The organism is Celeribacter ethanolicus (genome assembly GCF_001550095.1).
Classification (GTDB): Bacteria; Pseudomonadota; Alphaproteobacteria; order Rhodobacterales; family Rhodobacteraceae; genus Celeribacter; species Celeribacter ethanolicus.
Genome location: NZ_LRUC01000006.1, coordinates 44,690 through 57,210 on the forward strand (window position 1 = coordinate 44,690; position 12,521 = coordinate 57,210).

At 62.4% G+C, this 12,521-nt stretch carries 11 protein-coding genes; 6 read left to right on the forward strand and 5 right to left on the reverse strand.

Annotated elements, in window-relative coordinates:
• The first annotated feature begins 152 nt into the window (after positions 1 to 152).
• From NH195_RS02085 to NH195_RS02100, 4 genes are read left to right on the forward strand one after another with little or no spacing between them, the layout of a single operon-like run.
• Positions 153 to 1,208, forward strand: a complete 1,056-nt coding sequence (locus NH195_RS02085; protein ID WP_162265846.1) for an efflux RND transporter periplasmic adaptor subunit — start codon at positions 153 to 155, stop codon at positions 1,206 to 1,208.
• A 20-nt stretch (positions 1,209 to 1,228) separates the two neighbouring features.
• Positions 1,229 to 2,290 (forward strand): efflux RND transporter periplasmic adaptor subunit, encoded by a 1,062-nt coding sequence (locus NH195_RS02090; protein WP_066702373.1) that lies wholly within the window; start codon positions 1,229 to 1,231, stop codon positions 2,288 to 2,290.
• Positions 2,287 to 5,334, forward strand: a complete 3,048-nt coding sequence (locus NH195_RS02095) for an efflux RND transporter permease subunit (RefSeq protein ID WP_066702376.1) — start codon at positions 2,287 to 2,289, stop codon at positions 5,332 to 5,334. Before NH195_RS02090 ends, NH195_RS02095 begins: the two co-directional genes overlap by 4 nt.
• Positions 5,331 to 6,023, forward strand: a complete 693-nt coding sequence (locus NH195_RS02100) for a TetR/AcrR family transcriptional regulator (RefSeq protein ID WP_066702379.1) — start codon at positions 5,331 to 5,333, stop codon at positions 6,021 to 6,023. Before NH195_RS02095 ends, NH195_RS02100 begins: the two co-directional genes overlap by 4 nt.
• Here the strand turns inward: NH195_RS02100 and NH195_RS02105 are convergent.
• The 5 genes from NH195_RS02105 to NH195_RS02125 form a co-directional block, all read right to left on the reverse strand.
• A complete protein-coding gene (locus NH195_RS02105) occupies positions 6,015 to 6,674 on the reverse strand; it encodes an aspartate/glutamate racemase family protein (RefSeq protein WP_066702381.1) in 660 nt (219 codons plus the stop codon). The two genes, NH195_RS02100 and NH195_RS02105, sit on opposite strands and share 9 nt — an antisense overlap.
• A 1-nt stretch (position 6,675) precedes the next feature.
• The gene (locus NH195_RS02110) at positions 6,676 to 7,512 is read right to left on the reverse strand and encodes an ABC transporter permease (protein WP_066702383.1); all 837 of its coding nucleotides are present in this window, start codon (positions 7,510 to 7,512) and stop codon (positions 6,676 to 6,678) included.
• A gap of 3 nt (positions 7,513 to 7,515) precedes the next feature.
• Complete coding sequence (locus NH195_RS02115; RefSeq protein WP_066702386.1) at positions 7,516 to 8,370, reverse strand: ABC transporter permease; 855 nt, start codon at positions 8,368 to 8,370, stop codon at positions 7,516 to 7,518.
• A 92-nt stretch (positions 8,371 to 8,462) separates the two neighbouring features.
• On the reverse strand, positions 8,463 to 9,728 hold the full coding sequence (locus tag NH195_RS02120; RefSeq protein WP_066702389.1) for an ABC transporter substrate-binding protein: 1,266 nt from the start codon (positions 9,726 to 9,728) through the stop codon (positions 8,463 to 8,465).
• Between the two features lie 32 nt (positions 9,729 to 9,760).
• The gene (locus NH195_RS02125; protein WP_066702392.1) at positions 9,761 to 10,735 is read right to left on the reverse strand and encodes an ABC transporter ATP-binding protein; all 975 of its coding nucleotides are present in this window, start codon (positions 10,733 to 10,735) and stop codon (positions 9,761 to 9,763) included.
• Between the two features lie 249 nt (positions 10,736 to 10,984).
• Here NH195_RS02125 and NH195_RS02130 point away from each other — a divergent pair, with 249 nt between their 5' ends.
• A complete protein-coding gene (locus NH195_RS02130) occupies positions 10,985 to 11,671 on the forward strand; it encodes a GntR family transcriptional regulator (protein ID WP_066702395.1) in 687 nt (228 codons plus the stop codon).
• Positions 11,668 to 12,501 carry a GNAT family N-acetyltransferase gene (locus NH195_RS02135; RefSeq protein ID WP_155846057.1) on the forward strand — a complete coding sequence of 278 codons (834 nt, stop codon included), beginning with the start codon at positions 11,668 to 11,670 and terminating at the stop codon, positions 12,499 to 12,501. Before NH195_RS02130 ends, NH195_RS02135 begins: the two co-directional genes overlap by 4 nt.
• Positions 12,502 to 12,521 lie beyond the last annotated feature (20 nt).

Genomic DNA, 12,521 nt, shown 5'->3' on the forward strand with positions numbered 1-12,521 from the left:
AACGCCTGAAACTGTGCGAATTTTGCCGCAAAAGGCCGAGGTCCGCTGTTCTCCCGCGTGGCACGAGGAGGGCGGGACCAATTCAAAGTTGACAAATGTGTCAATTCTCATATGTCACGAGAGAACCTCATGACAGTCGGAGCAACGCGATGATGGCGGACCGGAACATGCTTGTGGCGCTTTTTCTGGCGGTGTTGCCGCTGGCGGGGCGGGCGGAGCCGCCTTTGGCCGTCGAGCTGATCACCGCGAAAACCGAGCCGGTGGTGCAGGAATTGCGGGTGATCGGTTCGGTCGAGGCGACCGACAGCTTCCCCGCCTCCTTCCGGCGCGGAGGCCAGATCGACATGCTCAGTGCCGAAGTCGGTCAGCGCTTTTCCGCAGGCGAGGTGATCGCCCGCATCGACCCGACCAATGTCGTCGCTCAGCTTGATGCCGCCCAAGCCAATCTGGACGCAGCGGAGGCCGCGCTCGTGCAGGCGGTGCAGACCCGCGACCGGACACAATCCATGCTGGACCGTGGCGTCGGCACGCAGGCGCAAAACGACGCCGCGCAACAGGATTATCTGGAAGCCAAGGCACAGCGCGATCAGGCCGGAGCGCTGCTGGAAACCGCAGAGCAGGCCTATGAGGATACGGAGTTGAAGGCCGATCGTGACGTGACGGTGATCGAACGCTACGCCGATCTTGGTGAGGTGGTCTCCGCCGGGACTGCCGTTGTCCAGCTCGCCCCGGAAGACCAGCGCCAGGCGGTGTTTCTCGCCCCCGACACGGCGGGGCTGTCCTCGCTGCGCGGTCATGTGATCGAACTCGATCCGGCAGGCCCCGTCGCGGCTTTCGAGGCTACTGTGACAGAGGTTCTGCCGGTGCTCAACGCCACCGGGACCGTGGAAATCCATGCCGATATTCCCGCCGACAAGGTAGCGGATATTCCCATCGGCACCTCGATCACCGGGCGTGTCGCGTTGCGCATGACGCCGCGCATTCTCCTGCCCTGGACCGTTTTGAGCGCCAGTGTCGAGGGCCCCGCCGTCTGGGTGCGCGACCCGAAAACGGGCACGGTGACGCCGAAACAGGTGCGCATCGACAGCTATGAGGATGACATGATTTCCATCGCCGGAGGGTTGGAAGAAGGCGATGTCGTGGTCGGAGCGGGCTCGCATCTTCTGTATGCGGGACGACAGGTCGAAGCGCTGGAGGGCGGAGAATGATGAGCCTTTTGCAAAGAGCCATGCTGACGACCGCGCTTTGCCTGTCGGTCAGCGCGGGCATCGCCGAAGAGGTAACCGTGCCGGAGGTGCCGCGTCCGGTGATCACCGAATTCCTGTCCGCCGATCCGGCGGCGGAGCGTCAGTTCTCCGGCGTGATCCGCGGCCAGGATGTCACCGCTCTGGCGTTCCAGACCAGCGGTCGTCTGGCGACACTCGATGTCGATGCCGGGGATCGGGTGACCGAAGGGCAGGTCATCGCCACGCTCGACCAGATCACGCTGGCGCAGGATGTCGCCGTGGCTCAGGCCGCGCTCTCCGCCGCCGAGGCGCAGGCGGAATTCGCCCAGTCGCAATATGAACGGATCGAGGCTTTGCTCGTCCGGAATGTCGCCTCCACGGCACAGATCGAAGCGGCCCGTGCGGCCCGCGATGCCGCAACCGCCAAGGCCGACAGCGCCCGTGCCGATCTGGCACAGACCGAGGAAGCCGCGCGTTACGGCCATCTGAGCGCGCCGCGCGATGGTATCATCCTGAGCACGGAGGTCGAACCCGGCACCTTGGTGAGTTCCGGGGTGAGCGTCGTCGAGATGGCCGATCCTCTGGGCCGCGAAGCGATCATCGACGTGCCCGAAAGCTTTGCCATGGTGATCCCGGATCACGCCGGTTTCATCGTGCGGCACCGCTCCGCGGGCGTCGATCCGGTGGCCGCCACCTTGAGCGTGATCGAACCGGTCGCGGAAACCAGTCTGGAGACCCGCAGGCTTCGTCTGACGCTCGACAACCCGCCGGAGGATTACCGCATCGGGACGCTGATCACCGCGACCTACGACAGCAACGCGGCCCCCGTGATGACCCTGCCGCAGACCGCGATCGCGGGGACCGACGAGGCTCCGGGCGTCTGGCGGGTCGAGGAGGCGGGGGACGATGCCGGGCGGACTGTCCATTTCGTGCCGGTGACGGTCGGGCGGAGCATCGGGACGCGTGTGGTGATTGCCTCGGGGCTGACCGAGGGAGATGAGATCGTGGTGCGGGGCGTACATGCGCTCGCAGAGGGCCAGAAGGTTGGGGAGCGGCTGCAATGAAAGGGTTCAACCTGTCCGATTGGGCGCTGGGGCATCGCTCCTTCATCTGGTTCATGATGATCGTGGCGGTGGTCGCGGGCACGCTCAGCTACATGAAACTCGGCCGCGAGGAAGATCCGGCCTTCACCATCCGCACCATGGTGGTGACCGCCAGCCTTCCGGGCGCGACCGCCGAGGAAACCGTCACCCAGGTGACCGACCGCATCGAGCGCAAGTTGCAGGAACTGCCCGCGCTCGATGGCACGCGTTCCGTGACCTATCCCGGCATCGCTATGGTCTATGTCGACCTGCGCGATGACATTCCCTCCGATCAGATCACCCCGTCCTGGATCCGCGTGCGGCAGATGATGTCGGACATTCAGGTTGATTTCCCGCAGGAATTCCAGGGGTTTGCCTTCAATGACGATTTCGGAGACGTATTCGGCACGGTCTATGCCTTTACCTCCGACGGCTTTGCACCCGAGGAGTTGAAGGATTATGTCGAGGACATCCGCGACGAGGTCGAGAAAATCGACAACGCGGGCAAGGTCGAGCTGTTTGGTACCCGCGATCAGGTGATCCGCATCGAATTCTCCTCTCGTCGTCTCGCCGCGTTCGGACTTGAGGTGCAAAGCGTGCTCGCCTCGCTCTCGGCCCAGAACGAGATCGTCTCTTCCGGTATGATTTCGACTGCCGGTGAAAACATTCTGCTGCGCGTCTCCGGCCAGTTCGACAGTGCCGAGGCGCTGGCGCAGGCGCCGCTGCGCTCGGGCGACATCTTCTTCACCCTCGCCGATGTGGGCGAGGTGACCGAAGGCTACGAGGATCCGCCCTCGGCATTGTTCCGTTACAACGGCCAGCCCGCCATCGGGCTCAAGATCGGCATGCGCGATGGTGGCAATATCCTCGATTTCGGCACCGCCGTGGATGCGCTGATGACCGAACTGACCGCCGCCCTGCCGATCGGCATCGACGTGCATCACGTCGCCGATCAGCCGAAGGTGGTCGAGGAGTCGGTTGGCCATTTCGTGCAGGCGCTGATCGAAGCGGTGGTGATCGTTCTGGCCGTGAGTTTCGTCTCTCTGGGCATGCGCGCGGGCTTTGTCGTCAGCCTGACGATCCCGCTCGTGCTGGCGCTCACCTTCGTGTTCATGGAGGTCATGGGTATTACGCTTCAGCGGATTTCCCTCGGCGCGCTGATCATCGCGCTGGGCCTTCTGGTCGACGATGCGATGATCGCCATCGAGACCATGATCTCCCGGCTGGAACGCGGCGAGGGGCGGCGCAAGGCGGCGTCCTACGCCTGGACCACCATCGCCTGGCCGATGCTGACCGGCACGCTGATCACCACGGCGGGCTTCATCCCGATCGGGCTTAACAACTCGAACGCCGGGGAATACACCCGCACGCTGTTCTATGTGATCGCGATTTCTCTGGTGTTGAGCTGGATCGTCGCGGTGCTGTTTGCCCCGGTACTCGGCGCGACCCTGTTGCCGAAGAAGTGGAAACACGAACATGGCGAGCCCGGCTGGCTGCGTCGTCGTTTCCATCACCTGCTGCGCCTGTCGATGCGGTTCAGGATCCTCACCGTGCTGATCACCTTTCTGGCCTTCGCGGTCTCTGTCGTCGGCATGAGCAAGGTCGAACAACAGTTCTTCCCAAGCTCGGACCGCCCCGAGGTTCTGGTCGATGTGACCCTGCGCCAGAATGCCAGCATTTACGCCACTGACAGCGCCATCGCCGGGTTCGAAACCTGGCTCGGCCAGCAGGACGAAGTGAGCTACTGGACCAGCTATGTCGGCACCGGTGCGCCGCGTGTGATCCTGACGCTGGAAGCGCTGACACCTGGTCCCAACATCGGGCAGCTTCTGATCGTGACGTCTGACCTGGAGGCGCGCGACCGTCTGATCGCCAAGGTGCGCGCCTATTCCGACGCTCAGCCCGGCACGGAATTCTATCCCAAGACCTTCGAGCTTGGCCCGCCGGTGGGCAAGCCGGTGCAATACCGGATTTCCGGGCCGGATTATGCCGAGCTGCGCGATCACGCCCGCGATTTCGCCGCGGTGATGGCCGGTGACGAGCGGCTGATGTCCATCGCGCCCGACTGGAATGAGCCGAGCCGCGTGGTGCGTGTCGATCTCGATCAGGCCCGGATGCGCCAGCTCGGACTGACGCAATCCGATGTGGCGGGGGTTCTGGCCTCGCTGTTCGAGGGCACCACCGTGACCCAGATCCGTCAGGGGCGCGATCTGATCAACGTGGAAATCCGCGGTGCCGATGAGGATCGCCAGACGCTTTCCGCGCTCGAAAGTCTGCAATTCGCCAACACCCAGGGCGTGTCCATCCCGCTGTCCTCCATTGCGACGCTGGATTGGGTGACCGAACAGCCGCTGATCCGTCAGGAGGACCGCGAACCGGTGATCACCGTCAAGGCGGCGATTGCCACCGACGCCCTGCCCGCCACCATCGTCACCGATCTCGCGCCGCGCGTGGCGGCCTTTGCCGAGACCCTGCCGCGTGGCTATTCGGTCGAGGTGGGGGGCACGGTCGAGAGCAGTTCGGAAAGTCAGGCGCCGATCATGGCGGTGATGCCGATCATGATCCTGATCATGCTGACGCTGACGATGATGCAGGTGCAGAGCTTCCGCCTGATGTTCGTCGTGCTCGCCGTCGCGCCTCTGGGCCTGATCGGTGTGGTGGCCTCCCTGCTGTCGGCCCATGCGCCGATGGGTTTTGTCGCGCTTCTGGGCGTCCTCGCCCTGATCGGTATCCTGATGCGCAACTCGATCATCCTCGTTCAGGCCATCGAGGACCTGCGTGCCGAGGGCAAATCGCGTTGGCAGGCGGTGTTCGAAGCCTCCGACAGCCGCGCGCGTCCGATTCTCCTGACTGCCGCAGCCGCATCTCTGGCGCTGATCCCGATCTCGCGTCAGGTGTTTTGGGGGCCGATGGCCTATGCCATGATGGGCGGCATCATCGCGGGCACGCTGATCACGCTTCTTTTCGCCCCCGCGCTCTATTGCCTCGTCTTCAGCGTGAGGCCGGAGAAGGAGACAGGCGCATGACCAAGGGTTGTCCCAACCCTCTCGATCACCGCACCCGCATCGGTCAGACGCGCCGCGAAAAGACCCGCGAGCGGCTGTGCGAGGCGGCGATCATGGTGTTTGCGGAACGTGGGCTGAACGGCACGGTGATCGACCATGTGGTGCGTCAGGCCGGGGTGTCGCGCGGCACGTTCTACAATTATTTCGACACCATCGAGGATGTGCTCGACGCCGCGCGGGTGATGCTCAAACGCGAGCTGGTGTTGCTGGTCAAGGATTCGGTCGATTTCGACCGCCCGCCCGCCGAACGTGTCGCCTTTGGCCTGCGCGCCTTCATCGAAGTGGCGCGCCAGAACAAGCTGTTCCTCGAATTCTCCGCCCGGCTCGGGCATCAGAGTTACAGCTTTTCGAACCTTTTGAAGGAAACCGCGCCGGGTTTCGTGTCGAGCGCCATTGAGGCCGGGGAATTCAGGCCGATCCCGGAGGGGCTGATCTTCGACCTGATGGAAAGCGGCGCAATCGCCGTGTTGCGGCGTCTGATGGACGGCGAAGAGGTCGATGTCGCGGCCTTCGTGGCGGCGATGCTGCGCGTGCTCGGGTTGAGCTACGAGGCCTCAGTGGCCATTGCCGCGCTTCCGGTCGAGGTGCCGCAACCCGCAGAGGACAGTCTTCTGCTGCGTGCCAACGCGACCTGGAGCGCATCACACTGAGCTGCGGCCCATCCGCACCAGAGCCTCGGCCAGCACCGTCGCGGCCCGCACCCCGTCGATCAGCGTCACCCCGGTCGACAGGCTCAGCGCCGCGTGATGCGTCGTCATGCCCGCACATCCGAGAATGACACTGCCCGCGCCGCGTGCACCCATGGTCCTGATCTCGTCGGAGAGCTTTTCAAGCACGTCCGGGCGGCCTTCTTCCACGTCGAGAACCGGAATGTTTGACGGCACGACCCCGAGACAGGCGCCCTCAAACCCAAGCCGCTCGATGTTGCCCTCGATCACCGGCACCGATCCGGCCATGGTGGTCACCACGCCATAGCTTTGCCCCATCAGGAGCGCCATGTGATAGGCCGCTTGTCCGATGCCGATCACCGGGCAATGTGCCTTGGCGCGCAGCTCCTCAAGTCCGGTATCGTCGAAACAGGCGATCACGATGACCTCGACACCTGCCTCCCGCGCCTTTGGCAAAAGCGCCAGAAGCCCGGGCAGGGCGGCGTCGCCGTCCTCGGGCCCCTGAATGGCGGGCGGGCCGTCGCTATTGGTCCAGCCGAGGATCTCCGCCTCCGGGAGGACCGCCCGTGCGGTTGTCACGACGCTCTCGGTCATTGCCACGGTCGAATTCGGATTGAGAAAGAGGAGCTTCACCTCAGACCCCTTGTCCCGCGTCCGACCCGAACCGCGCCCGGCGTTTGCCAAGGACCCAGACGGTCAAGAGAAACGCCCCGATGATCAGCAGGGAAAAAAGAGTCGTGAGCGTGCCGAGCGCATAGATCACCGGCGTGGTCACATTGGTGGTCATCCCGAAAATCTCCAGAGGCAGGGTGTTGTAGGACCCGGCGGTCAACAGCGTGCGCGCGAACTCATCATAAGAGAGCGTAAAGCCAAACAGTCCCACCCCGATCAGCGAGGGCGCGATGATCGGAAGAACCACATAGCGCACGGTTTGCCAAGGGGAGGCACCTTGGTCGCGGGCGGCTTCCTCGAAGGATTTGTCAAAGCGGTTGAACACGGCGAACATGATCAACAGGCCAAAGGGCAGGGTCCAGGTGAGCTGCGACCCGAACCCCGAGGTGGCCCAGTGAATTTTCAACCCTAACTGGTTGAAGATGAGGCCGACGCCCAAAGAGATCAGGATCGAGGGGATCACCAGCGAGGCGATGATCAGATAGAACAATATGCCGGAACCATAGAAGCGTTTGCGGAAGGCAAAGCCGCCCATGACGGAGACCACGACGGTCGTCACCATGACCATCAGGCCGAGCGCGAAGGAGCGGCGGAAACTGCCCCAGATGTCACCTACGGCCTGTTCCTGAAACAACTCGCGGAACCAGTTGAGCGAAGTGCCCTGCATCGGGAAGGTCAGACCTCCGCCGGGGCCTTGGAACGACAGAATGCCGATGGTCAGGGTGGGGCCGTACAGGAACAGGATGAACAGCGCGAAGAAGGCGGTCAGCACGTAGAAGGATTTCGATTTCTTTTCCATGGCTCAGAGTTCCTTCCGAATATCGACGAAGCGCAACAGGATGCCGATCACGATCAGGACGGTGATCAAAAGGATCACGGCGGTGGCGGCGGCGGACGGGTATTGCAACAGCGCGATGTCGTTCGAAATCAGCCGTCCGACGTTGGCCTTTTGCGACCCGGACATGAACCGCACGGTGATGAAATCGCCCATCACAAGCGTCAGGACAAAGATCGTCCCGATCATGATGCCGGGCTTCGTGAGCGGCAAAATCACATGGGTCAGGGTCTGAAACCCGCTCGCGCCATTGTCGCGCGCCGCTTCGATCAGGGAATGATCAATCCGCGTCATCGTGTTGAATATCGGCACCACCATGAAGAGCGTGTAAAGATGCACAAAGGCCAGGATCACCGAGAAATCGGAATACAAGAGCCACTCCAATGGCTGATCCGTGATGCCCCAGCTTTGCAGCATCGAGTTGGCGATGCCGTTGCGCCCGAGGAACGGAATCCACGAAATCATCCGAATGATGTTCGAGGTCCAGAACGGGATGGTGCAAAGGAGAAACAGCGCGATCTGTGTCGTCTGGTTCTGGATGTGAAAGGCGAGATAATAGGCGACCGTAAACCCGATCGCGAGCGTCATCGCCCATGTGATCGCGGCGTATTTGAACGTCGCGAAGAAGACTTTGTAGGTCACCGGAGAGCCGAACAGAAATTCGTAATTCTCAAAGGAAAACCCCGGGATGATCGAAAACTCGGTGGCCTGCCAGAAGCTCACCACGACGATGGTGATGATCGGCAGGATCAGAAATCCGATCAGTATCAGGGTCAGGGGCGAGGCTTGAAGCCAGCCCTGGATATGACGGTTTTTGAGCATCGCTTGGTTTCTTTCGTCTCAAAATATCCCGGGGGAGGAGACGTGCAGGCGCAACGCCTGCACGGTGGAGGGGGCAGCGCCCCCTCTTTGACTTAGGACGCGATGAACTCGTTCCATTTGCGAACCATATACTGGTTCTCGTCCATGACGGAGTTCCAGCAGGCCACATGCCCCATGCGGTCATAGAAGGCCCCGCCATCGCGCGTCTCGCCCGCCTGCGCCAGAACGTCGCCAGTGGGTGAGGTGATGACGTCGGTCGCGGGTTTGCCTTCGAACCAGTAACCCCACTCGTTCTCGGACATGAACTCTTTCGAGGTTTCCGGCACTGCGGAGTAATAGCCTTGGCGCATCAGGTAGCCACCGACCCAGCCGGAGAGATACCAGTTGATGTATTCATAGGCCGCATCCAGCGCCATGCCGGACAGGTTCGCCGACAGGCCGATGCCGCCGCCCCAGCTCCGATACCCCTCTTTCAGCGGCTGGTAGACGCATTCGATGCCGCGGGATTTCACAGCGGTGATCGCCGGCGACCACATCGACTGGATCACGACTTCGCCCGAGGCCATCAGGTTGACGCTCTCATCGAAGGTTTTCCAGAAGGCGCGGAACTGTCCGTTCTTTTTGGCTTCGGTGAAGATCGCCATGGTCTTGTCGATCTCTTCGCGGGTCATGTTGCCCTTGTCGCCATACTGGATTTCACCCATGGCTTCGCAGACCATCGCCATATCCATGATGCCGATGGAGGAAATGTCGAGGATCGAGGCCTTGCCTTTGAACTCCGGGTTCAGGAGTTCGGTCCAGCTCTCGATCGGACGCCCGATCAGGTCCGGGCGGATGCCCAGCGTGTCGGCGTTGTAGATCGTCGGGATGAGAGTCATCCAGTTGGTCTGTTCTTTGGCAAAGGTCTTTGATCCTTCGCCCTCGACAAAGCCGACGGTATGCGGCGCGGTGCCCTGTGCGATCACGCTTTCAGGGGTCAGTTTGCCGTCTTTGAAAATGCCGACGATCTTGTCGTAATTCGCGATCTTCGACACATCCATCGCCTGAAGGTTGCCGGTCGGCCAAACCTTTTTACAGATCCAATATTCGATGTCAGCGATGTCGAAGCTGTCGGGCTGGGTCGCGGCGCGCTGGGTCACCGAGTCAGAGTCGAGCGCGGTCATCTCAAGCGTGAAGCCAAGGTCTTCCTTCACCTTATTGGCCACATCGTTGAGGTTCGACACGCCGGTGCCGAACTGGCGCAGCGTGATGTCCTTGATCTCCTGAGCCCAGACCATGGGCGCCGGAAGGGCCGAGGCCGCGACGGCGGCCGCACCGCCCTTGAGCACCGCACGGCGCGAGTAACGCATTTTAGACATGTGATTCTTCCCTTGTTGGATGGATCGTAGAGTTAAGCCTGGAGGCGGTGGGCCCGCCCCTCGTCCCAGGCGAGGCTGACCGCATCGCCCGGATTTTTCGGATTCGCATAGAAGGTGCTCTCGGGCACGAGCGCCAAAACCTCTTCGCCCGCCTCGGTCATCGAGGTCATCGCCACATGTGCGCCCTGATATTCGACGGAGGTCACCGTGGCCGACAGGCCGTGATCGCCCAGAACGACCTCATCGGCCCGAAGCGCCACCTTGGCCCCATCCAGCGAAATGACATTATGCCCGCCCATGAACCGCGCCACGAATTCGGTTTTCGGCGCGTTCCACACGTCGCGCGCGGCCCCTGCCTGTTCGATCACCGCATTGTTCATCACGACGATCTCGTCGGCGAGCGCCAGTGCTTCGTCCTGCCCGTGGGTGACGTGGATGAAGGTGATGCCCAATTCGCGTTGCAGACGTTTCAACTCGGCACGCACCTTGATCCGCAGAAAGGGATCGAGCGCCGACAAAGGTTCGTCGAGCAACAGAACCCGCGGTTTCGTCACCAGAGCGCGGGCCAAAGCGACGCGCTGTTGCTGGCCGCCGGAGAGTTGCGCGGGCAGGCGCTGGGCAAAGCTGGTCATATGGACCAGCTCCAGCATCTCGTCGGCGGCCTTATGGCGGCTCGGCTTGTCGACGCCCCTCATCCGAAGCGAAAACGCCACGTTGTCGCGCACCGAGAGATGCGGGAACAATGCGTAAGACTGGAACATCATCGCCGTACCGCGTTTCGCGGGGGGCAGATGGGCAATGTCCAGCCCGTCGAGCACGATCGAGCCGTCGGAGACGCTTTCATGCCCTGCTATCATCCGCAATGTCGTCGACTTGCCACAGCCGGACGGCCCCAGCAGGCACACATAGGTGCCGTTGTGAAACACGTAATTCACATCCCTCACGGCGACCGTGTCGCCATAGCGTTTGGTCAGATGTACGAGTTCGAGATCTTGTCCAGAGCGCATGTCTGTCCGCCTTGTCTGCGTTTCGATGTGCCGACGCTGAGCCGGTTTCCTGCAAGCCCGAAGATTTTTTCGTCCTCCTGACCCTGCGGAACGCGAAATGCCTGTCGATTGGGCGCGTCGTACATAAGAGTGCATTAATTATGCGCTATTATTGTATACAATAATGTGGACGATATTTTTCCACCCCCGGACTTGAGAATCAGTGCCCGGGGCGGAAAGTAGACCGATCAGAAGACGAAGGACGATGTCATGGTGGAGCCGGTTGAGCAGAAAGAAAGCGGAAGCGCGCGGGTTGCGGAAAGTCTCGCCATGGCGATCCACGAACACCGGCTCTCCCCGGGCATGAAGCTCAGCGAGGACGAGGTGGGCGAGATCTACGGTGTCAGCCGCACCGTGGTGCGCGCGGCGCTGCAACAGCTCGCCCATGACCATCTCGTCGAATTGAAACGCAACCGCGGCGCGTTTGTCGCCCAGCCCTCCGTCAAGGAGGCGCGCGAGGTGTTCGAGGCCCGCGCCTTGCTGGAGCCGCGCACCGCCCGCTCCGCCGCCGAACGCGCCACGCCCGAAGACGTCGAAATTCTGCAACGGCACATCGACGAGGAACACGCGGCGCTGCACGCGGGCGACACGGGCCGTGCGCTGCATCTTTCCGGCAAATTCCATGTCGAGATCGCCCGCATTGCCGATCAGACCACAGTTGCCGATTTCATTGCCCAGCTCGTCTCCCGCTCCTCGCTGATCATCGCGCTCTATTGGCAGCGGCGTACAGCACTTTGTGAAAGCCATGCCCATGACGCACTGATCAAGGCGCTCGCCCGTCATGACGGCGCGGCGGCCGAGGAAATGATGAAACACCACCTGCTCGACCTTCTGACCTCGCTCGATCTGCGCGATCAGCCCTCGGTGCCGAAATCCCTCAAGGAGGCGTTGATTTGATCCTGCGCACCGCCAGCGCTGCCGAAGTCGCCACCCTGCTCGACTGGGCGGCGGAAGAGGGCTGGAACCCCGGGCTTGACGACGCGGACCCTTTCGCCAATGCCGACCAGAACGGGTTTTTCGTCGCCGAAAAGAAAAGCGGCCTCGTCGCCGCGATCTCTGTGGTCAATCATTGTCCGGGGTTTGCTTTCCTTGGGCTCTACATCTGTCGCCCGAAATATCGCGGGCGGGGCATCGGACTGAAACTCTGGCAGCACGCGCTCGACCACGCGGGCGACCGCACCGTCGGTCTCGATGGCGTCGCCGCGCAACAGGACAATTACGCCCGCTCGGGGTTCGTCAAAACCGGCACGACGGCGCGGTTTGAAGGCGCTGTGACGGCGCAGGAGGATGCCAATATCCGCCCCGTCTCCCATACGGACCTTGCCGATCTCGGCGGGCTCGACCTTCTGGCCAACGGTTTTCTGCGCCCGCGGTTTCTCTCCGGCTGGTTCGGCGATACCGAAACCCGTCGCACTATGGTGCTCGATGGCCACGACGGCCCGCTCGGTTTCGCCACCGCGCGTCTGTGTCGGGAAGGGTGCAAGATCGGCCCGCTCGTTGCTCCCGATGAGGACAGTGCCCTGCGCCTGATCGCCGCCGCCTGTGCCGCGCTCGGTCAGGGCACGGCCATCCTCGATGTGCCGGAGATGCAGTCCGGCTTTCGTAACACGCTGGTCGAGAGCGATTGGCAGATCACTTTCGAGACCGCGCGCATGTATCGCGGAGAGCCGCCCGCGCCGGGCCATCCCGAAACCCTGTTCGGCGTCGCCACTCTGGAACTTGGATGATCCCGACCGCTCTGGCATAG

Coding starts and splice junctions, on each gene's coding strand:
- NH195_RS02085 (WP_162265846.1), top strand. CDS start 153: ATGGCGGACCGGAACATGCTTGTGGCGCTTTTTCTGGCGGTGTTGCCG.
- NH195_RS02090 (WP_066702373.1), top strand. CDS start 1,229: ATGCTGACGACCGCGCTTTGCCTGTCGGTCAGCGCGGGCATCGCCGAA.
- NH195_RS02095 (WP_066702376.1), top strand. CDS start 2,287: ATGAAAGGGTTCAACCTGTCCGATTGGGCGCTGGGGCATCGCTCCTTC.
- NH195_RS02100 (WP_066702379.1), top strand. CDS start 5,331: ATGACCAAGGGTTGTCCCAACCCTCTCGATCACCGCACCCGCATCGGT.
- NH195_RS02110 (WP_066702383.1), bottom strand. CDS start 7,512: ATGGAAAAGAAATCGAAATCCTTCTACGTGCTGACCGCCTTCTTCGCG.
- NH195_RS02115 (WP_066702386.1), bottom strand. CDS start 8,370: ATGCTCAAAAACCGTCATATCCAGGGCTGGCTTCAAGCCTCGCCCCTG.
- NH195_RS02120 (WP_066702389.1), bottom strand. CDS start 9,728: ATGTCTAAAATGCGTTACTCGCGCCGTGCGGTGCTCAAGGGCGGTGCG.
- NH195_RS02125 (WP_066702392.1), bottom strand. CDS start 10,735: ATGCGCTCTGGACAAGATCTCGAACTCGTACATCTGACCAAACGCTAT.
- NH195_RS02130 (WP_066702395.1), top strand. CDS start 10,985: ATGGTGGAGCCGGTTGAGCAGAAAGAAAGCGGAAGCGCGCGGGTTGCG.